This is a genomic window from Lactiplantibacillus dongliensis, from assembly GCF_005405105.1.
In the GTDB taxonomy this organism is placed as follows: Bacteria; Bacillota; Bacilli; order Lactobacillales; family Lactobacillaceae; genus Lactiplantibacillus; species Lactiplantibacillus dongliensis.
This window is the reverse complement of the sequence record NZ_BJDK01000011.1, coordinates 1-19815: the sequence shown is the minus strand read 5'-3', so window position 1 is coordinate 19815 and position 19815 is coordinate 1. Positions and strand designations below refer to the sequence as shown.

Sequence of the window (19815 nt, the reverse complement as noted above, 5' to 3'; positions counted from 1 at the left end):
CCAAAAGTGGTCATATGTCCCGGCGGTTTCGGGCACCTAAAGTTAGTTGGTGATACCTATCTTATCAGCAAAAGCATCGACTGCCTTCACTGACTTGGCTTGTGAATGTGAAAAACGGTGTGTATAGCCGTCAGTAGTTTCTTCTTCCACATGGCCTACACGTTCTTGAACTTCTTTCAGAGAAATGGACGAGTCACTTCTAAGAATGGAAACATGAATATGCCGGAAACTGTGAGGGACAACGTTCTTTGTCCACTTGAATCCGTAAACAGCTTCACAATTCTTTCGCAAGTAACTGCTGATTCTACTCAATAGTTCTCGAAAACTATGTGACGTGATTGGTGACCCATATTCAGTCCTGAAAATTACTTTAGAGAAATGAAAGGCGTCGCTAGGACACTCACTGTGCAACTGGTCGACCATCTTATTGCGCTCTATGCTCCGTTTTAAAGCCTCTATAACAAAGTCGGGTAGTTCTTCAACTCGTTCACCAGCAGGTGTCTTCGTGGTATCTAGGTAGTAATTATCAACGGTTAGGTCATGTGACTGTAGAGAACGATCAATGGTCACCGTTTTCTTTTGAAAATCGATGCTATCAACCGTAAGTGCGGCTGCCTCACCAATTCTACAACCCGTTCCCAACAAGAATAACGCTAAGTCAAGATATGAAGGGTTACGTCTCTTTTTGAGTTCTGAAATTAATGCTTTAATTTCAGCTGCATTCAAGAATTTATCGTTTAACCGCTCCTTTTTAGCTATCTTTTCATCAACTGATGCACGTAGCTTGACCACCTGTGAAGGTGAAAACGGCAAGATGTTATATAAGACGGCATAATCAAAGATCTTGTTGAAAGTTGACTTGATATGCTGCATCGTTGAAAAAGTCGAGTGGTATTTCTGTCGATAATCGTCAAGACACTGCTTTACCATCAATGGCGTAATCTTTTTAATCAAGATATCATCAGCAATTAGCTTCGATAATCGATTGATGACTAGCAGTTCCCGTTGAACGGTCTGTGGCTTAACAGTAGTAGTCCACTGCTTAAACCATGCTTCCTGCAACTCACCGAAAGTATAATTTTGAATCTTTTCATCTTGGGTTTTGTTTAAGTCATCAATGATGCTCGAAATTTTATCATCAAGTTCTCGACGTGCTTGAGCTTTTGCACGTGGCGTTCCTGATTCAAAAACAACAGTCGCTCGCCGCCGTTTACCTGTTAATGGATCAGTGAAGCTTTCAATGGCAACATTAACTGTGCCGCTCTTTCGTGTTCTTTTTTCAAAATGCATAATTTTATCCTTTCTCAGCTCACTGTAAAAGAAAAGATAAAATAGGATTTATTGACTCACCTCCAATTTTACCATTTTATGAGCTACTTTAGATAGTGGTGCTGCTTCCAGTAAAGAAATTCTTCAAAAGTCTGGAAATTAATCCAGACCAATTTGTGTGTGGGGTTAATAACACCGCTTCTAAATCGTCGATTATTCCGCATTTCGGTTAACCAACGATTTAGGGTGTAGATGTTCAGCCCTTCATATCGCTTTATAATTGCTTTTTTATCTCCCCATTCAGCATGTGAGTTGGAAACTGGAACATAAGTTATCTTCATCTTTTCTACCCCTTTGTATTATTTTTGGTTGGTAACGATTCGGTAGTTAGATAATCGGCGTAATCATCAAGTTTATTCGCTATCGACATGAGTTGGCTTTCTAAAGAAACCAACAATGTTGGAATCTTCACTAACTTGCCATTTGGTAAGGTGCTAGATAATTCTTCTCTAACATCGGCGATTGTAGTAACCAGTTGAAGCAGTTCAGTAGCTGCTTCTTCTAACAATTTTATATTTTCAAAAATTTCTTTCGTCATAGTTCCTCTCCTTAGGCCTTGCCTTCAAGAAGTAAGAAAAAGTTAGCATTTAGACAATCATGGTGAACTGATAGTCGGTAAGTGTTCAGGTATTCTGCAAAGTCGCTATAGTCCATCAGAAGGTCGGCATAGTCTGGACTAATAGCCTTGCCGTTCTTTGTAACTAAATGTTTCATAATCTTATTGCTTCGCGTCATTGTCTTAGCCAAGTAATCGAGTTGCTGTTCCAGTTCAGACAAGGCAATGGCAACAGTTCTATGACTGTCAAGCTTAGTCTTAGATACTTCAATAGTAGGAATTGAGATTCCAAAAATATCAGCATTCGAGTTATTGCTTCTGTTCATCTTTTTATTCATGTTTAAGTTCTCCATTCTTTTGTTTATGTTTCGGTATACATATATGTTCGGTCTGAACATCGGTAACAGAGTAATCATTGATAAGTTTATTTTTTCTTACCTCAAATTACTCAGAATTCAACGTGATGAGTTGGGCATTCAGAGTACGGGAGCGTGAATTGAACGTCATTTTGCACCTGATCATGAAAAGCCTCCACAAAGGCTTCCAGAGACTCACAATTTTTCAAGAGATCGGCATACTCAGGCATGGTAGTACCATTATCGTTTGTAATGGTATGCGCAATAACTTTATTGTTCTGTGCGGAAAATTGAGTAAGCTGCCGCAATTGTTGTTCTAGGTTAACTACCAAGGCTGCAACGGCCGCACGTTCGTCATCATTAATCATTTTTTTCATTATAATAATCTCCATTCTTTAAATACTTATTGCATATCATCAGTAAAGTGCCATATTTTAAACATAGCGTTAGTCATCATGTGCTGGATCTTCTGTTGCATCGTCTACTTCCAGTCGTGATTTACGGTTGGGATTGTTGCGTCGTGAATCTAAATACTTTGAAAAAAAGAAGGTATGATCCACAATCAGTGATAGCAAAGCATAATCGTTATCACGTGCGTAATAAACCAAATCTTCAAACTCTGTGATATCTTTGTCTTCAATCACATCGACCACGTCATTCATAAATGTGTCGGAGTTTTGTTCTACTAAAAACTTATCCAACTCAAAGCCGCCACCGCTTTCGATATCTTCGACTTTGTAAGGTGTTTTTTCTGGATTCTCAGCGTGGGTAAAATAGTCATACATACCTTTGGGAGACATAACAACTTCGACATGAGTCGGACCATTAAGTTTTTCGCTAATCAAGTCTGAAACTTGCGTGTAGCTCTTCAAACTTTCAAAGAAAAGCGCACCATGTTTATGCGCCTTTTTCAGCTCGCCAGTCTTAAAATTCACGTCTTTGTCGTGCCATGGACTAAGAATGTACGGTACCTGCATACCGTTTAGTACTTCCATATAATTTTCAGGTGCACTTTCTTGATACATCAAGAATGCCCATTTATTTGAACGTTTGTCTTTAACCATATGTTATTCCTCCCTGATTATTGATTATTGATCCTATGGGGGGTCGTAGTAGCCCCCATAGGATCAATAAGAGTTAATTAAAAAAAGAGTGCTGCCGCGGCTCTTACTTCGTAAGCCGCGGCGCACTCAATTGGTATCTATCGCTTCCGACCTTCAAACCAAAGTACGTTTCTATCACGGGTAGCCCCAGAGAAATAGTAATCCGGCATTTGATTGGCAAGGTACTCTTTTAGCTGCGAGTCAATAGTCTTGAAAATTTCTTGTGACTGTTGAGTGTAGGGTAACTGAACCAAAACTATTACTTTATCGCTCTGAATATCTACCACACTCTTTTTAACCGCACGATTAAATGCACTCGTTACTCGACTATTTTTAGTGTTGGCTGGTACGCCTACTATTAATTGAGTGACGGTTACATCTCGACGATTTAGAAATCGATGCAGACTAAGTGTCTGCTTCACTGATTGAGTCGTACACGAGATACTCGCGTCAGGGAGACGGTCTGCATACAGTATGAAGGTTGTAAAAAGCAGAAGAAGCATTAGGCCGAGACCGACAGTTTCAGTCGCAACAATGGCCACTGAAACCCATGAAACCAAACTTGTTGTTCCAGCCAAGGCAGACTTAGCTAGCATGTACGCAAAGATTTCTAGGATAAACCATGCGGCCAGCAAGGCAATATCCAGCCAAAAGCCTATATATATCGGTCGGTAAAGCTTCATAAACAGTGTTTTTTTCATCATAAGATCCCTTTCTGAGTGTAATAAGTTGGACAAAGTAGCGGTAAAACCTGATAGGGATGCTCGGCATCAATAACTTGAATTAACCCAGTCCCCTTACCAATCGGAATGACAATTCCCTCCGGATCAAGGTCAGGAAATAAAAATTGTGTCGATTTCTTATTGATATTTCCAACTTGCAATAGAACATTCAGCTGTTCGCGCACACTTACAGGTATACTGGTGTGGTCAAATCGTTGAGAGACCAGCAGTAAGTGAACACTAGTCGCACGGCCAAGCAAGGCCACCTGTGATAACAGCGAAAAGAAGGAATCTTTGATAGCCCGGTTGACTCCCTCAGACAGCGCCAAAACCTCGTCAATCACAATGGTTATATGTTTAAAACTTTTGGCAGGGTCATCATATAAAATTTCCTGTCGATCTTGGATCCGCTTTAAGCACTTACTTAGCGCTGAATTAACTTCTGAAAGAAAGTCTGACTTCGATCGGTTTTTCTGAGGATGAATCACCGGAACCTCATTCACCCGTGCCCATCGGCTAGGTGTATCAAACTTCGGATCAACAATAATTAATTCCGATATCGGTTTTAGCACACTTAAAAAGTAAGTGAGCGCGTACGATTTCCCAGAGCCTGAATTTCCACAAATAGCTATGGATGTTACCTTATCGTACTTGACGGTTAAGTTTTTCATAATCGGGACGACATCACCAGATAGTGTGTCAACAAATCGACTCAAATTGGGAATGATCAATCGCTCCGATATACCAACTTTCATTGGAAAGAAAAGGCCGCGTTGCACATGAATGTCATCTGTTTTCAGTGGCACAAAGTATGCCGAATTTTGCTTTAATAGCGTGTACCGTGGATATAGCGCTGCATTAGCAATCAAAAATATCTTTTGATAAAGTTCATCATCGATAATATATCCGGCTGGAAGTCGCGGAATAAAAATTATTCCACCATTAATAACTTTTATGTCAAAACTATTTGTGTAACTCGTTTCGCCTTGCATCAGTTGACCTAAAGCCATATTTAAAGCTTGTAGCAAGTACTGTGCTAGCTCTACAGCTTGCATTATTTAACCTCAGTAACATCGTCAGCTTTAAAATAAACATCGTATCGAATTTCGATACCTTGTAAATTTTCGAACTTAACCAATGATAGATACTTAGGTAGCTTCACGTCTTTTTCAAACTTAACCATAAAAGGTGGTAAGCCTTCTTGCGTGTACCAAGAACGATACCCCGTCACCTCATCAGTACGTTTGCCGTCCACATACTTGAATTGCTTTTCAGACTCCGTACTTAGCAAATAAATCGGATTTTCAGGATCAATGTACTTAATAACAGTTGCATCTGAGTACCCGGACTTTCTAAAACGTGTTTTCATAGCTGTTTCCCCTTTAATTTTGTGAGTTTTTGACGGTCGACTAAGAATGCATGCCGGACTACGAACATGAATCATCATGAATTATCGCCACCCTTCTTTGAGCAAATTATTTTACTCTCTACTACTCAGGACATTTTTTGGCACTTTTTATACCATTTTTTGAAAAAAAGTTTAAAAAACTTTTTTTCACCATTCTAAAGGCTGGCAGAATCCCTGTTCTATCAGCAAAGTTCGTAATATCGCTAATATTTTAATTTTTCTTTTTCTGACCGCTGGAACTGTTATGCCCATTTCACGGCTAACTGTTGTTAACGTTTTAAAATGTAAAAACAATTCCAGCACAACAAAAGCATCCTTCTCGCTTAATTTACTTAAGGCATTTGAGAGTTGACGAGATTCCTCGCACTGAATTATTATGCTTTCGGGATCTTGGTGTTCCACATAAATTGTGTCAAAAACCGTCACTTCATAACCATCATTGAAGTATTCTTCACCTCGAATAGTATTGTGTCTTCGGTCCTGACGTTCTGCATTTAAACGTGGACGATCAAGTTTATTCAAAATTCTTTGCCAATACTCCTTATTATCTAACCCGCTAACCAGCCGGTTAATATTGTCTTGTTCCAGTTTTCCCATGTTAGTGCACCCCTTCTGCTTGCAACTCAAAATGGACAGAAAAGAGTTTTACCCGTACCAGGTGACCTTAGCCATCAAAATTAGATAAACAAAAAAAGCGCATAGCAAGGCTTCTTAGCCTAGCTATGCGCTTATAATCTGTCCCGCTTTGAATTAGAGCTTAATTTCTATGCAAACACCTCTCTGTTTTTTTAGACGCTTTTATCTCTCCTTTCAGGCTTTCTAAAAAAATTCAATGGTCATTACTACACTATTTAGGGACAGCTATATCTTATTCAATAACAGCAAGAGAACTTGACAAGTACTGTCTTTAGCTTTATGCTAGTGACTGCAAGGAACCAATTAATAGAAGTGTTTACATGAATTAGTCGGGGCGTGGGGTGCTCTTTACCCCAAGAGAGAGAGCCTCGCGTACGCGAGGCTACTGCTTTTTATTAAAAAATTATGTTAATCATAATTATACAGTTATTAAAAAAAGCACGATGACTTTTTGACAGCCAATCGTGTTTTTTTAATGACTTATTTTGTACATACTTGGAAAACTAGAATTGTGTTGGAACTAGTTGATAAAACATATGTGTTAACTATTTTTCACCTTATTACCTGTACTATCTATTGGCGTTGTATTTACAGACTTCTGAAAAGAATCCGTTTTCTTATTTAGTGGCGTCTGATTTTGCAAACTTTTAGCTTGTTTTTGTTGGGTCTCCGGTGAATCAATAAATGTGACATGAGCAGTAAATCTCATTATACTCAGCTCCCTTTTCTATTTGTGGCTTCATCTTACAGTAATAATCAGCAAAAAAAAAGCCGGTCTCCTGAGTTGATGGAGATCGGTTAAATCTGTTAGTTATGAGATGTAGTTCTGTTAAATCAAGACAGTTTGTCTAAGTCTTTGCTGATAATCAAGTAGCTGTTTCCGGCCGGATTGCCCAACAACTTCATATGGGGTATACCGGTCAAAGACCGATTCCGGGGTCCCCTTGGCATCGACTTGAATGATAATCAAATCATGAGTTAAGGTGACTGTTTGAAAGGCATTATCATCTGCGGGTTGACCATAACGATTAGGACGCCACGTGGGTAAGATAGTTTGGCCATCTAAATCCAGCCGGGCAATCGAAAACGTAGGTAAATCCGTGAGCTTAAACTTAGCTGGCAATTGCGACTGCAAGCCATGGCGCTGTAGTTGTAACGTGAAATCTTGGGTATGCGGGTCAAAGGCCGTTAACGTGATGGCCCCTGTGAAGGTTAAGCCCGTTACCCCATTGTCCCAAAGCGTCAATTTTGCCATTTTGCATCGGTCCATTCTATAGGTAGTCTGAAGGTGACATATTAGTCCGGTGCCGGTCTGATTCCGGTCCGACTGGAAATGGAACGTAAAAATTTAAGTTGATAATAGAAAGGTCAACGAAAATTTTTACATGAGTTAGATGGGGGTGTGGGGCGAATGCCCCAAGGTTAGCGATTCGCGTAGGCGAATCGCGGGTCTAAAATGGCCCTCCCAGAAGAGGCTCATTTTGGTAGACCCCCATTATCAGCTATTGTAACGGAGATAATGAGAAAGCACAAGATGGTTGAATTAGGCACATTGAATAGTAACAGTCTTGTCAGAAACAAGCTGTTTATTGTCCCAAGTTCGCGTTTCACCGTCAGCGGGAATTGTTAAACTAAAAGATGATTGATTATCAGGTACCGTTAATAACTGAGCGCAATGACCTTGGACTAACGTATCCAATAAACTAGTTGATTTATTAGTTAGAACATTTAATTTTGTTAACGTAGATGTCTTGGGGCCAACTTGCTCAATATAATTTAGTAGCGCGGGTGTTAATTTAGCAATCAGATAATTATTACGTAAGTAAAAAGCCGGACCTTCAACTTGAACTTGGGGTGAGTGGTTTTTGATTGATGTGACATAAGCTAAATAATTACTAAAAATAGACCCAACGGTAACATTGGCTGATAAAGTCATGAAAAAGTTTTTGAATGCTTGGTCTTCACAAGCAGTTTCATATTTTGTTTGTTCAATGGCAGTCATTTGGGCTTCAGCTTGTTCATCACAAAGTTGGTCACCAATTACATTAACATGGTTCCAATCACTTTTGCCCATGATACAAATAGGGTCGACAATTAAAAATTTTGCCATAACAATATCCTCCTATAAAGTAATGATATAACGATTAAGATGGCGAAATTAACTGGCATAGGTCACTAAATATTCAACAATATCGATATTATTAAAAGATTCAGTCACACTAATTAAGGTTGCATTTGATGGAATACAAGTGTTTAGCCAGTCGTCTAATGACTGATACTGGCCATGTTTGCTAAAAGTTTTATTGAGGTCACCGGTCATATAAGTTTTCATTTTAGTATCATAAATAACATTGACCACATGATATTGATAATTTCTGTTCAATATTAAAACCTCCCAGTTTTTCAAAGCATAAAAAAAGAAATCTATGAATAGGTCGCTTAAAATTAGAATGTTATAGATAAGATTGACTGATTAAACGTAAATTAATGGGGGTGTGGGACGAATGCCCCAAGATTAGCGATTCGCGTATGCGAATCGTGGGTTTCAAGACCCGGTAATTATCCCAGAATGGGTCTTGAAAGGTGTAGTAGCCCCTATCACCGCCATTGTAGCAACAAAATGATGAAGAGCAAGATGATAAAATAAAAGACCGATTCTTATATAATGGAATTGGTCTTTTTAGTAATGAAGTTTAAATATTATCTAACCTTGATTAGGAGCTTTAAATTTTTTGAATGCAATTAAAGTGTCATAATTTTGTGTGTTAGATTTATAATGTCTGGGGACTAATCGTATCCGAGGCCACTACTTTTTGGACAACCTAGACATATTCTGTTTAACAATTCGGTCTAAGTCACTAGCTGAACCAAAAGGAGTTGCAGTCCCAGTGAATCCTGTATATGATACATTTGGATTATTTAAATCCGACAGTAATGTTTCCATTTCAGCTGGCTCTAACGTAATAGAATTTACATTATTTACAGTTGCCATAAGGTACTCCTCCTTTATCTAGGGTCTTACCCCTGCTATCTAGGTAAGTATACGATAGATATAGGTGATTTTCAAGTTGAGAGACTGTCCACACCCCCGGTTTTGGGCTGTGTAGCATAAAAGACCGATAATCGCTGAATGAAAATAGTGATTATTGGTCTTTTGCTTAATTATCAAAGATGGCTTGTGATACGGGCTGATTTAAATCAATAGCTTCATGATGTTGTGGTCGGTTGATACGTTAATCCCCAATTGACTGAATTGGTTAAAATATACTTATAATTGAGCTAATGTATCTAAACAAACTTGGTCTGACATATCTTCCCGATGGAGTGTGGGGCGATAGCTCCAATAATAGCGATTCGCGTAGGCGAATCGCAGGCCAAACCAAAGTCAATTGACTTTAGTTTGGTAATAATCAACGCATTTTAATTCCAAGTAAATAAGCTTTTGTTTGTTCACGATTATATGGAAATTGAGATGGGTCACCATTAGCATCAAGTGCGCCGCTATCAGTCCATCCTGAATATGCATTTCGGCCATCACTATTTAATGTTCGATACCAAGTATCAAAATCCGCATCATTATGAGGTCCAGCTTTATATGTTTTAACTGGTTTCATATCAGTTAATTTAACCCACCCACCAGTATGCTTCTTCTTGGTAACTGGCTTCATATAGTAATAAACTAGCCAATTGCCATGATGTTTAACTTGGGTAATTTTTGTCCGAATCCACTTGTTTTTCTTATAGTTCTTCAAATAATGATTCGTCTTTAGCTTTACATTTTTAGCCGGACCGGTAATGGTATACGTCTTGCCTTTAGTATTTTTCACCCGATAAGTCGCATGCCGGGTACTAATTTTTCGATTCCGGCTATATCCGGTACTAGCGGCTGATGCTGTGACCGCAGGCATAATCGTGCCACCCAACATCCCAACAGCCATTAAGGCGACAACTACTTGATTTAACTTCTTCATTTTAAAAACTCCCTTTTTGATTTTCATTTTTGACGTTTCCCCTACTTTCCGACCGGGTCCACGATTCTTCTTACATGAATTAGTTGGGGCATGGGGCGGTTTTAGCCCCATGGACGGCAGCGGTGCGCAGCACCGGGCCATTTGGTAAGGAAGGGGTATTGGGGGTTTACCCCCAATGAGTCCCGGAGTATTCCGGGACGCCCGTTTGAAAGCATAACAATTAATGACTCATGCGGCGATGACTAAAGTCGAGCCACACCACGCGAAAACTAGGATATTCAGCGGTCGTGTTATACCGCAAGGTCACGACATCACCTAACGTGACCCCCGTGGCGGTCGCATAGGCTTTGGGAATCAGATACTTTTTGAATGGTGAGACTTTGACTAGTGGTTCGCCAGTCACGGTCGTATCCGCATATAAGACATAATTACGTTGCTTAACGGTGACTTCAATATCACGATATCGACTAGCTTGGGAATGCTCTGGTCGTTCTTTACTAATAATGACCGGGTCTTTCGGGTGCGGTAATTCAAAGCGCACTTCATCGCCATGAATCAGATTGTTTTGCCGGACATAATTTTCGGATACGGCAATGCGTCGAATAGTTGAACTAGTTGTGGGATGACCCACTAATTCACCACCGGTCATCGTCTGTTGAAAGGTCCCTTCATAAACGGTAGCCGTTTGACTGGTCTTCGTATCAGCATCCAATTGGTTCAAGAAATTAGCTACCGGCTTAGCAGTCTCAGTAGCCGTTGGTGCGAGTTTAGGATATATGGCTGAGCTGGAGGTCGGTAGTTGGGTCGCAGTGAGGCTCACAGCGTCAGTAGTGGCTGAATTTGAGGCATCGGGATTAGTGGCGGCGGGTTAAGGCCACAGTGTATTAATAAAGTTTGCCCAAGCTTCTTGATTATCCACCTCATTAAGAAGCTTTGAGGCAGTAACAGTATTGATTGTCGGATTGGCTAATCCCTTACTAGGATCGTTAGCATCTACTCCAGTTACTTGTCTCACACGTGCCTTTAGTCCACTGTTAGTAGTTCCAAGAAGTTGAGCATACTCTGTCCTTGTATTGTGATTAAGACCGTCAGTTTGATATTTATGTAGGTATACAGCTAATATATCTCCTTCGATCGACCACTCGAATTTTTTATCATTGGTATTATTCATTGACCCACTCCCCCTTATTCTGAATGTAATAATTCCCCTATATTATAATCGAGTAAAACTAATGTTTCAATTAAATTTTAACACTAATGTTGTCATTAAGTCAATTTTTAGATTAAAAATAGGCTTATTGTCCCTGTTTCCTTTTCTACCGTTTTACTACGCTTGATACTAGATAGGGAGGGAGCTCATTGGATACTAGTATGGGAAGTAAAGTAGCCGAACGGATTCTCCAATTACGATTGGCAAAGAAAATGACACAAGAACAGTTGGCTGAACGTGCTGATATCGATGCATCAGTCATATCGAGAATCGAACGTGGCTCACGCTCAAATATTCGGTTAGACACACTTGAAAAAATTGTTACAGCCCTTGGAGTCGATTATGCGTCCATCTTTTCATTTCCTGATAGCAATCACGTTAAGACACGAATCGATAGTAAACTAGATTTGATCACAGACCAAGAAACATTGGCAGCCATAGAGAAACTGGTTGACCTACTGGCCGTCCCAAGAAAATAAAAAGATTGTCTTGTCTTCATATGTCCATTCAGTAAATCCGTGTGCCCAAAAAGGTGCCCAAATTTGCTAATTATTGCTTAGCATTGCTCAAACAAGTACGTTTTTGTAGAAACTAGTACGCACTATTCATTTAATTTATTGTATTAAAAAAGCCCGTTAAAACGGGCTTTTTTGGTCAATTAATTCCTATTTTATCATCGATCCTAGTTTTTTCTCAGAGCCGGAGTACCATTCAACCATTGAATGTTTGCCATAATTAAATCTTCCTTTCACAGCCATAGCACTTGGCTACGACCCCCGTGACTAATCCTAAGCTCCATCATACCGACTTTTCTGAAAAAACGCTAGTCGAACCGATTTCTGCGCATTAAAAAAGCCTGAAAGTATTTTCCAGACTTTTGACGACGCTTCATTTATTAAACTCAGTTAAGCTTTATCATACTTATGCCAAAGGTAGTAATACTGACAATTACTAACAACTATAACAACTAACAGTAACCCTAAAATAATGTTTCCAAATAACACTACTGTGAGGTGCCAGCCTGATCCCATGAGCACAAAGACAATGGCCATCAGTGCATAGATGCTACTGAGCAACGTGTTCATACACACATTATGCACGCGCAACGCAACCACCTTATCTCGTTCATCATCAACAAAATAAAGCCCCTTGAATGTCTTGACGCCTAAGTACTTCGACAGATACCAACACAGCCCCCCGAGATTCGCACTAATTAATGCAACAATGATCAAGCTCAACCAGGACGGCATCGCCACCCCAAAAAATAATCCTCCTAAGAGAACAACAGTCAGGTTATTGTCCCAAAAGGTTAAACGAACAATTCTTTGTGCCCGTGTCATTTTGACTCCTCCTTTGGCTGGTAGTCGAATAGCGTGTCTACCTTGGTATTTAAGACTGTGGCTAACTTAAAGGCTAAGGCCAGCGATGGATCATACTTATCGTTTTCAATGGCATTAATCGTTTGCCGAGTCACCTTAGTTAACTCAGCAATTTCTGCTTGCGATAATTTTAACTTCTTCCGCCGAACGGCAATGCTATTTTGCATCGTTTCCACCTTCTCAATGTCAAAAGTTCTTGACACTTAAAGTAAAACACATTTGACACTATGTGTAAAGTATTCTTTACACTTTAAGACCGCTGTATGAAAAAAACCTGGAAACAAGTTCCAGACTACTGAGCATGATCATAACCAGGTCATTTCACGCTGATTCACGAGGTCAACTACCTCATCGATACTAAGCGGCCGATAATTAATCATATCAGCACCAACGTTAACGGCATTCGGCCCCCAAAGACCATTAAAATAATTAGTCCGCGTATCGTGCACATACCCGTATAATTGGATGGCCTGGTGATAATAACCATTCCACTCTAAATTTGGATAATGAAACAGGATAAATTTACGTTTGTGATAATTAAGCTCATGGAATCCTTTAACGTCATTAATTTTTCAGCAACCGTATCCGCAACATCAATTGATCGAGCATTGTTTTCGATGCCTGCGTGTAACGAGTAATTGTGTAATTTCCCAGTTAGATAAGGCGCCTCATGATTGCCTAATAACGTAATCACATTGACCCCAGTAGCCGTCATCAGACGCTTCCAGTCAATTAGAAAATTTAGTTCATCCCAGTATAATTGGGCATCCTGGTTACAGTTATAATCATCTAAATAGTCACCCAACAAAATAACTTGTTTTGACCAACTTGTGACGTGGCTTGAGTGACAAGCGGCAAAATCAAGCGCACTTTTAAATGTAAATCACCTACAAGGATCGTTTTCATTTTTAACATTCTTAACTGGCTAGTTATTTTAGCACCACATGTTTCCTTTAACATAAGCGACTCACTTATCCATTGCCAATCATTGGAATTACTTTGACACCGATCAGATTACAGCTAGTTCGCTTATCAATTATGACCCTCAGTTAATTCTAAATACTAAATCTAAGAATAGACTGCTAAGACCTAACAATCAGTCCGTTTGCTTACATTTTAACCTCTATTCTTGTATACTTATTTCAAGAAAGTTAGGTGATTGTAATGAGCAATTCAACCAATAGGACGATTAGTCGACCACAGCCAACTACAATTGATAATCTCATGCATGGCACTTTATATGAAACCAATCCACATAAAAAAGCCAACTATAAGCGACAATTAGACGCCGCTTTAAAAAAACGCCAACTCAAAATCATCAACCGTAGAACATTTATCCGCTGATGTTAGACTATCTTATCGTTGCTGGTGTAAACGGCGCCGGAAAAAGCACGCTTTATGAAGTCTACCCAACCTTATTTGGTCAAACCTTACGACTTAATGCTGACGAAATTTTGAGACAACTAAACGGTGATTGGCGAGTACCTAAAGATAATTTAGCAGCGATGCGCATTGAAGTTAAAAAAATTAGGGCTGCACTCAATACCAAAAAATCATTGCACGTAGAAACAACTTTAGCTGGCAACGGTCACACTCAACAAAACTATATCAACATGGCCCATGATCTCGGCTTTAGCGTAACCCTACTTTACGTTGCACTAGCAGATCCAACTATTGCCGTTAAACGGGTCAGTCAACGAGTGGCTAAAGGTGGCCATGGCGTACCGACTAACCTAATTTTCAAGCGGTATCGGCAATCATTAAATAACCTACCTCGAATTGCCCGGCAGGTCGATCGAATACGGATTTTCGCTAATGATCAAACCCTAACCTTAATATTTGCCCGAGATGACAACACTATTTTACAAGATGATCTTGAAGACTACCCTTGGTTACCATCTAGCAAATCATTATTAAAACTAGTTAACGACTAAAGCTCACCACAAATAACCCGGTAAAACCAATTTGGCTTTACCGGGTTATTTCAATCAAGTGTTAAGAACCGTTACTTATGCAACGGATCACGTTTTTCCAATGGCATCAAACCGACACCATTATTCATATTTCTTAGTATTTTAGATTGTAAAAAGCTTAAAATTGTGTGGGTACTTGTTCACCATTTACATCCAGGTCAGCCGCACCACCAGCTTGTGCAAATCCCCGGTACCAGTTACGACCTGCTTGAGACAATCCTCGATACCAAGTATCAAAATCAGCCATATTGTGCCCATGTGCCTTAGATGGCCGTGGACTGACTACTCTAACATCAGTTAATTTGACCCAACCACCCGCATGATGTTTTTTTGTAGTGATATAGTAGTACATCATCCACTTGCCTTTATGCTTGATTTGGGTAATCTTCTTGCGCGTCCACGTCGCTTTTTTATAATTCTTTAGGTAATGATTAACCTTCAACTTCGTCTGCTTTTTCGTCCCACTGATCCGATACGTTTTGGCATGTTTATTGGCAACTTTATACTTATAACGACTGTCAATCTTCCAAATCTCGATGCGTCGATAGCCAGGCGTGATTTTTTCTATCGTTGGTGTGCCAATCGCTGGGGCTGGATCATTACTCGCAGCAGCAGGGATCGCCACAATACTAAAAGTCGCCAACGCCCCCAATACCACCAGTGTCATTGTTATTAACTTTTTCATTATTAAACCTTCTTTAGCCCACTAAGCCATATGTGTTTGTACTGATAACGGGGCAAAATAAGCCCGTTTGACCTTAAAATGCGTGAATACCGTGGGCTTCTCACCAGCACCTTGTTGTGGCATGACTAAGACGTGCCGCTTTTTCCCCTTAATCTTCTTCGTATATTTTACAAACGCCGTCGCATCGGTGGGCTCAGTCTTGCTATTGAACGCATAAATAGTTCGTTTATTTTTCTTATAAAACTTATCAATCATTAGACTTGGTATCGTTATTAGCTTGCCATTAACAGGGCCCTGGCTAACGCGATGTTTTTTGATAACCACCTTATACAAACCGTGACCTTTATAATAATGGTACCAAGTTCCACGTAAACTTTTAGGCGCTACTTTTAACGACTTGGTCTTCGCTGCTGTTTGAGCATGCGCCGTTGTCGGTGTTAAATTAATCATCACACCAACACCCAGTACTGCCGTTAGTCCAAAAACCATTACCCAGTAACGATTTTTAATCAATCTGTTCATAATCAGGGCCTCTATATTCATTTCAATTAATCATTCGACAAGAGTACAAACATGTAAATAGCTTGTCCATGCTGCGTCCCACCTAAACCGATCCGGGTATGCTTAGCACTCATCAGATATGGGATAGCGCCGATGTCGCGATTAAGGTCACTCCGCCGCATCCAAGAGTTAACCGAGCCTTGACCCCACTGTGTCCCGTTTTCATAATGAACAATTGGGTTAGATTTTGGTGCCAAATAGTCATCAACAATCCAACCAGCATGGGGCGTACCTTCTACATTTACCTTGAAACTACGCCCATCTTTGAGCATCCGATTACTGTTTCGTTGCGCAATTTGATCTAACTTTTTCGTTTCCGTTAACGGCTTGAGTCCCCGAGTAGCCCGGTCATGATTAATATCACGAACTGCTCTCTTCCGATAAGCCGCGACGCTATATTTGCCATAACCCCATTGATTTCTGACATTATTGGCATAGACGTAGCCTTTTACTTTACTATTCTTAGAAGTTAAGTACTTGAGTGTCACTTTTTTACCATTAGTTTTGCGAACCGTAACTTTCTTGCTAGCATAAAACTTGGTATATAAATGCTTAGTCAGGTGATACTTTTTATGCGTTAACTTTGCGTTGGCATACATCCAACCGCCCTGAACATGCACTTTATGCTTAGCCTTATACGTCGTAGTTTTAACGACCTTAGCGGCTTTCGCCTTGGCAAACGCCGTGGTTGTCTTATTTGTAGTAACTGCCACCCCCATCGTCGTTACGCTTAGAACCGTTAACGCTGATATCATAATTTTCTTTGTGTTCATTTGTAACTCCTCCAATTTTTTAACTAATTCGCTTCAGCCCTAAGCTAAAGTTTGAATTGCTTTATATAATGCATCAACCAAGGCTTGACTGGTAACATAAATATTATCGTCACGACTATTTTCAGCGGCGTTATACTTAGAAACTGCTTTTAAAAGCCGGCCTCTTAATTTCGCTAGTTTTGCATTAGTCTTACTGTTGAAACGTCCTTTAAAAGTATCGTAAGCCCCTAAAATCGCTTTGGAGCCAGTCGGTGTAAACGCATACATATTAATGACAATATCTGGAATTCCAATTGGAGCTATGCCAAGCACATTTTGCGGTTGGCGATTATAAGCCGTCTTCATTCTGAACCTTTTAACGGCAAAATCTGCATTGACACGCTCATTGTAAGTCTGCATCCCTTTAGTCTGCTTAGGCTCAGGAAGATACTGAACCGCCGCCTTGATCCGCCTAAAATCTGAACGACGTTGCGCGTAATCTTTACTCTTATTCAGATAACCTTGCCAGATCCAGCCTTTAAGCGTGCCTTTCTTATTCTTAACGTAGTAATAAGTCGCCTTTTTACCATTCGGCTTTTTTAGTTTCGCTAACTTAGTCGCATATAGCCGTGTTTTCACATACTTGAACGCCGGGGCTTTCTTGGTTAACTGCGTGCGCTTATAAATACGACCGCCATTCGGATAGTATTTAGTTCGTTTGATTCTAGTCATCCTGATTACACTGGCAACTTTAGTCTCAGCTGTACCAGTCGTTGTCGTCACGATCAGACTCATCGTCATGGCACTCAAAACAGCTAATGTTGAAATCAGTGCATGCTTAACTTTCATTATTAACACTTCCAATTTTTATAGTCCAGATTTATTTATAGGGATGAAACATCATTTTATCGCCAGAAGCCTTAAAATTCTTACCGATCTTATGAAAACTCGACTTCTGATTTTTCTCGCCACCTTTGCCGCCAACCCAGTGAGCATTATACCGAAGGATATACCGATGGTGACCGAGAGACCGATAATAAACGTGTGAGCCCGTTACAACCGGCATGCCTGAACTCCAGTACCAGACAGACTTCGGGCCAATCTTGTACTGCGACATTAAATCAGCACCAAAATGCTTCGTTTGATACTTCCCCCGAAGCGCTTTCGGGGTTCCTTTGTGCCACTTAACCTTTTTAGTCGTCTTATGTTTGGCCGCTTGACTGGGCTGCGCAGTCATGTTCAAGTTACCACCAATTAGGGCCGTCATTCCTAATACCATTAAACTTAATTTAGTCAGTCGTTTCATTAAAGCTAAACTCCTTTTGCCTGTTTACTTATTTGCGGGTGTTAAACGCTGTAAAGACATTCGCCACCGCTGAAATATTAGCCGCCGAATTAGTCGATTTGGCCACTGCCAGATTTTCTTGTTGCATCGACAATTGGTCATTTTGAAAGTCTTGCGTTTCAGCAACGTTAAAGGCTTCTTGTAACGTGGTTGCCCGATTCTCACTAATCAAGTGCATCAAACGATCAATCGTCCAATAACTATAAAACTTTTGTGGAAAGTCTTGCATTCCTTGAACATAGGCTGGTACTGCCATGGCCGCATTAATTTGTTGATTAGCTTGCTCAATCAGGTCACTCGCTTGACGCTTCTGTCCATGTTGCACATACGCTAAATAAATAGTCCCGGCAATGCCACCCCAGAAGACCACTGCACTGAGTATTGGACTGATTGCAACGACCACAATTGGTAAAATAAAAATTCCAACAATCGCCCAAATCAAACGGTGTTTAGCTTGTTTACGTATCTGCTCATAATTGGTCTCTGCGACATACCGGGCGTGCCGAGCATCTTGAACATCCGCGGTTAACGCCCGCTTGGTTCCCAAAAACTTTAAAATATCTTCCTTACTCATGACTATAACGCCATCCTTTTTACTAAAATTTTTCATCAACTGAAATGTCTGTACTGACGATGTATCCCTGTCAAACCTAAAATACCAAAATTGCTGTTTCGTTGTTTGCTGACTTGTATGTAACCTGATGACAAATACGTTGTCGCCGCGTTCGCATTAAACTGATTAACCCCCAACTAATCCCGCGCCAGCCACCAACGTAGTCATCACGCTTGATACTCCTCCTAGTGGTACAGCCACGGTCATTAAAACTAGTCGTCCAACTTATAGGTCAGCCTTTTAGCGAAAGCGGTCATCCCGCTAGCAGACGTGATCTTAAAGGACTGATTATCCTTAGCCAACTTAGCTGAAATATCAGTCTTACCAAGCTTAAGTACCAGCTGGTCGCCATCAATTTTATAAGTCCCCGTATTCGTCTTCTCGCCGTCTGAATACTCGACGACTTGATTATCCCGTGTGAATTTCATCGTGTCTTTGGACGTTGCAAACAGCACGGTAACGTCCGTGGAGTAACTCCCGGTCAACTTTTTCGGTCGTAATAACATGACGCCGACGCCGATCACCACAATAAGACCAACGATGCCGATTATCCAAGCTGGTTTGAGTTTAAAGTGTTCTACTTGCATGTTTTCCCTTCTTTCAACTTATCCTTATTCTTGAAAATACTAACTAAATCAATACCCCATACCCCTAATATTATCAAATTACTATAAAAGCATCAATATTACATGTACTTAGTACAATAATTTTCCGTACATTGTTTTGTTACCCTGTACGGAGGGTGAAATCACATGAATTTAGATTTTTTTGGTGAACGACTTAAAGCCATGCGCAAGGCCAAGCGCCTTACACAGTTAGACCTCTCGAAGCGCTTAGAGGTCAGCAAAGGAACCGTCTCGGCTTACGAGCAAGGCTTATCCTACCCAGCTTTAGCAACCCTAGTGGAAATCTGCACAATTTTAGACACCTCTGCGGATTATTTACTGGGACTTTCTGATGACCTCTCATTTAAAATGGGAGGCTTAACCGATGCGCAAACGGACAGTGTATTACAATTTGTCGCGCTAATCGAACGTGCTAACGATATCGTCAATGACCAGTAATGCGATGATGACGTTGCACGATTAGCCTGCGATCCATCGTTTTACCAAAAAAGACCTGATGCGGCTGTACCGTCATGAAGTGAACCCTTAAAATTGGACAAATTGTTAAGCTGCTTTTTGAACGGCGAGTTCTCGGTATTTTACCGGGGGCT

Annotated in this window: 30 protein-coding genes; 3 read left to right on the top strand and 27 right to left on the bottom strand. The window is 40.3% G+C overall.

Translation table 11 applies throughout. The annotated features are described in order from the left end of the window. Positions 1-42 precede the first annotated feature (42 nt). The 17 genes from FFM80_RS05525 to FFM80_RS05445 all read right to left on the bottom strand — a co-directional run bounded on the left by FFM80_RS05525 (position 43) and on the right by FFM80_RS05445 (position 11252). Positions 43-1290 (bottom strand): tyrosine-type recombinase/integrase, encoded by a 1248-nt coding sequence (locus FFM80_RS05525; RefSeq protein ID WP_137639890.1) that lies wholly within the window; start codon positions 1288-1290, stop codon positions 43-45. 83 nt (positions 1291-1373) lie between these two features. Then, complete coding sequence (locus tag FFM80_RS14625; protein WP_137639889.1) at positions 1374-1610, bottom strand: DNA-binding protein; 237 nt, start codon at positions 1608-1610, stop codon at positions 1374-1376. A 5-nt stretch (positions 1611-1615) separates the two neighbouring features. Beyond that, complete coding sequence (locus FFM80_RS05515; RefSeq protein WP_137639888.1) at positions 1616-1867, bottom strand: hypothetical protein; 252 nt, start codon at positions 1865-1867, stop codon at positions 1616-1618. Positions 1868-1878: 11 nt separating this feature from the next. Continuing rightward, positions 1879-2223: a hypothetical protein gene (locus FFM80_RS05510; protein ID WP_137639887.1), complete on the bottom strand. Its 345-nt coding sequence runs from the start codon at positions 2221-2223 to the stop codon at positions 1879-1881. 110 nt (positions 2224-2333) lie between these two features. After that, positions 2334-2618: a hypothetical protein gene (locus FFM80_RS05505; RefSeq protein ID WP_137639886.1), complete on the bottom strand. Its 285-nt coding sequence runs from the start codon at positions 2616-2618 to the stop codon at positions 2334-2336. Between the two features lie 69 nt (positions 2619-2687). Next, entirely contained in the window at positions 2688-3305 is a 618-nt protein-coding gene (locus tag FFM80_RS05500) for a replication protein (RefSeq protein WP_137639885.1), read from the bottom strand. A 137-nt stretch (positions 3306-3442) separates the two neighbouring features. Beyond that, positions 3443-4048 carry a hypothetical protein gene (locus FFM80_RS05495; RefSeq protein ID WP_137639884.1) on the bottom strand — a complete coding sequence of 202 codons (606 nt, stop codon included), beginning with the start codon at positions 4046-4048 and terminating at the stop codon, positions 3443-3445. Next, positions 4045-5121: a P-loop NTPase family protein gene (locus tag FFM80_RS05490; protein ID WP_137639883.1), complete on the bottom strand. Its 1077-nt coding sequence runs from the start codon at positions 5119-5121 to the stop codon at positions 4045-4047. The genes FFM80_RS05495 and FFM80_RS05490 overlap by 4 nt, the downstream gene beginning before the upstream one ends. Continuing rightward, entirely contained in the window at positions 5121-5435 is a 315-nt protein-coding gene (locus FFM80_RS05485) for a hypothetical protein (RefSeq protein WP_137639882.1), read from the bottom strand. The genes FFM80_RS05490 and FFM80_RS05485 overlap by 1 nt, the downstream gene beginning before the upstream one ends. Positions 5436-5621: 186 nt before the next feature. Further along, the gene (locus FFM80_RS05480; protein WP_137639881.1) at positions 5622-6071 is read right to left on the bottom strand and encodes an RNA polymerase sigma factor; all 450 of its coding nucleotides are present in this window, start codon (positions 6069-6071) and stop codon (positions 5622-5624) included. An 868-nt stretch (positions 6072-6939) separates the two neighbouring features. Continuing rightward, positions 6940-7365 carry a hypothetical protein gene (locus FFM80_RS05475; RefSeq protein ID WP_137639880.1) on the bottom strand — a complete coding sequence of 142 codons (426 nt, stop codon included), beginning with the start codon at positions 7363-7365 and terminating at the stop codon, positions 6940-6942. Between the two features lie 288 nt (positions 7366-7653). Next, positions 7654-8220 (bottom strand): hypothetical protein, encoded by a 567-nt coding sequence (locus tag FFM80_RS05470; protein WP_137639879.1) that lies wholly within the window; start codon positions 8218-8220, stop codon positions 7654-7656. Positions 8221-8268: 48 nt separating this feature from the next. Further along, positions 8269-8493: a hypothetical protein gene (locus FFM80_RS05465; RefSeq protein WP_137639878.1), complete on the bottom strand. Its 225-nt coding sequence runs from the start codon at positions 8491-8493 to the stop codon at positions 8269-8271. Between the two features lie 423 nt (positions 8494-8916). Continuing rightward, positions 8917-9102: a hypothetical protein gene (locus FFM80_RS05460; RefSeq protein ID WP_137639877.1), complete on the bottom strand. Its 186-nt coding sequence runs from the start codon at positions 9100-9102 to the stop codon at positions 8917-8919. Between the two features lie 418 nt (positions 9103-9520). Beyond that, positions 9521-10081, bottom strand: a complete 561-nt coding sequence (locus FFM80_RS05455) for a hypothetical protein (protein ID WP_137639876.1) — start codon at positions 10079-10081, stop codon at positions 9521-9523. A gap of 220 nt (positions 10082-10301) precedes the next feature. After that, a complete protein-coding gene (locus FFM80_RS05450) occupies positions 10302-10802 on the bottom strand; it encodes a hypothetical protein (protein ID WP_137639875.1) in 501 nt (166 codons plus the stop codon). Positions 10803-10949: 147 nt separating this feature from the next. Beyond that, positions 10950-11252 (bottom strand): hypothetical protein, encoded by a 303-nt coding sequence (locus FFM80_RS05445; protein WP_137639874.1) that lies wholly within the window; start codon positions 11250-11252, stop codon positions 10950-10952. Positions 11253-11440: 188 nt separating this feature from the next. On the opposite strand from FFM80_RS05445, the gene FFM80_RS05440 reads away from it, so the two are divergent. Further along, a complete protein-coding gene (locus FFM80_RS05440) occupies positions 11441-11770 on the top strand; it encodes a helix-turn-helix domain-containing protein (protein WP_223877305.1) in 330 nt (109 codons plus the stop codon). Positions 11771-12196: 426 nt separating this feature from the next. On the opposite strand, the gene FFM80_RS05435 is transcribed toward FFM80_RS05440, so the two are convergent. The 3 genes from FFM80_RS05435 to FFM80_RS05425 all read right to left on the bottom strand — a co-directional run bounded on the left by FFM80_RS05435 (position 12197) and on the right by FFM80_RS05425 (position 13385). Continuing rightward, a complete protein-coding gene (locus FFM80_RS05435) occupies positions 12197-12631 on the bottom strand; it encodes a hypothetical protein (protein ID WP_137639873.1) in 435 nt (144 codons plus the stop codon). Beyond that, positions 12628-12837: a helix-turn-helix transcriptional regulator gene (locus FFM80_RS05430; RefSeq protein WP_137639872.1), complete on the bottom strand. Its 210-nt coding sequence runs from the start codon at positions 12835-12837 to the stop codon at positions 12628-12630. Before FFM80_RS05430 ends, FFM80_RS05435 begins: the two co-directional genes overlap by 4 nt. Positions 12838-13163: 326 nt before the next feature. Then, complete coding sequence (locus FFM80_RS05425) at positions 13164-13385, bottom strand: hypothetical protein (RefSeq protein WP_349732522.1); 222 nt, start codon at positions 13383-13385, stop codon at positions 13164-13166. A 628-nt stretch (positions 13386-14013) separates the two neighbouring features. Between FFM80_RS05425 and FFM80_RS05420 the strand changes: the two genes are divergently transcribed. After that, entirely contained in the window at positions 14014-14604 is a 591-nt protein-coding gene (locus FFM80_RS05420; RefSeq protein WP_137639871.1) for an ATPase, read from the top strand. A gap of 157 nt (positions 14605-14761) precedes the next feature. Here FFM80_RS05420 and FFM80_RS05415 read toward each other — a convergent pair whose 3' ends face one another. From FFM80_RS05415 to FFM80_RS05385, 7 genes are all read right to left on the bottom strand, one after another. Beyond that, positions 14762-15328 carry a hypothetical protein gene (locus FFM80_RS05415; RefSeq protein WP_137639870.1) on the bottom strand — a complete coding sequence of 189 codons (567 nt, stop codon included), beginning with the start codon at positions 15326-15328 and terminating at the stop codon, positions 14762-14764. A 21-nt stretch (positions 15329-15349) separates the two neighbouring features. Continuing rightward, complete coding sequence (locus FFM80_RS05410; protein ID WP_137639869.1) at positions 15350-15850, bottom strand: hypothetical protein; 501 nt, start codon at positions 15848-15850, stop codon at positions 15350-15352. Positions 15851-15876: 26 nt separating this feature from the next. Further along, the gene (locus tag FFM80_RS05405; RefSeq protein ID WP_137639868.1) at positions 15877-16662 is read right to left on the bottom strand and encodes a CAP domain-containing protein; all 786 of its coding nucleotides are present in this window, start codon (positions 16660-16662) and stop codon (positions 15877-15879) included. Positions 16663-16701: 39 nt separating this feature from the next. Beyond that, positions 16702-17490, bottom strand: coding sequence for a hypothetical protein (locus FFM80_RS05400; RefSeq protein ID WP_137639867.1), 789 nt, complete (start codon positions 17488-17490; stop codon positions 16702-16704). Between the two features lie 31 nt (positions 17491-17521). Beyond that, entirely contained in the window at positions 17522-17947 is a 426-nt protein-coding gene (locus FFM80_RS05395; protein WP_137639866.1) for a hypothetical protein, read from the bottom strand. 28 nt (positions 17948-17975) lie between these two features. After that, entirely contained in the window at positions 17976-18560 is a 585-nt protein-coding gene (locus FFM80_RS05390) for a hypothetical protein (RefSeq protein WP_137639865.1), read from the bottom strand. A 251-nt stretch (positions 18561-18811) separates the two neighbouring features. Next, positions 18812-19186, bottom strand: coding sequence for a hypothetical protein (locus FFM80_RS05385; RefSeq protein ID WP_137639864.1), 375 nt, complete (start codon positions 19184-19186; stop codon positions 18812-18814). A gap of 165 nt (positions 19187-19351) precedes the next feature. On the opposite strand from FFM80_RS05385, the gene FFM80_RS05380 reads away from it, so the two are divergent. Further along, positions 19352-19663, top strand: a complete 312-nt coding sequence (locus FFM80_RS05380; protein ID WP_137639863.1) for a helix-turn-helix domain-containing protein — start codon at positions 19352-19354, stop codon at positions 19661-19663. Positions 19664-19815: the final 152 nt, after the last annotated feature.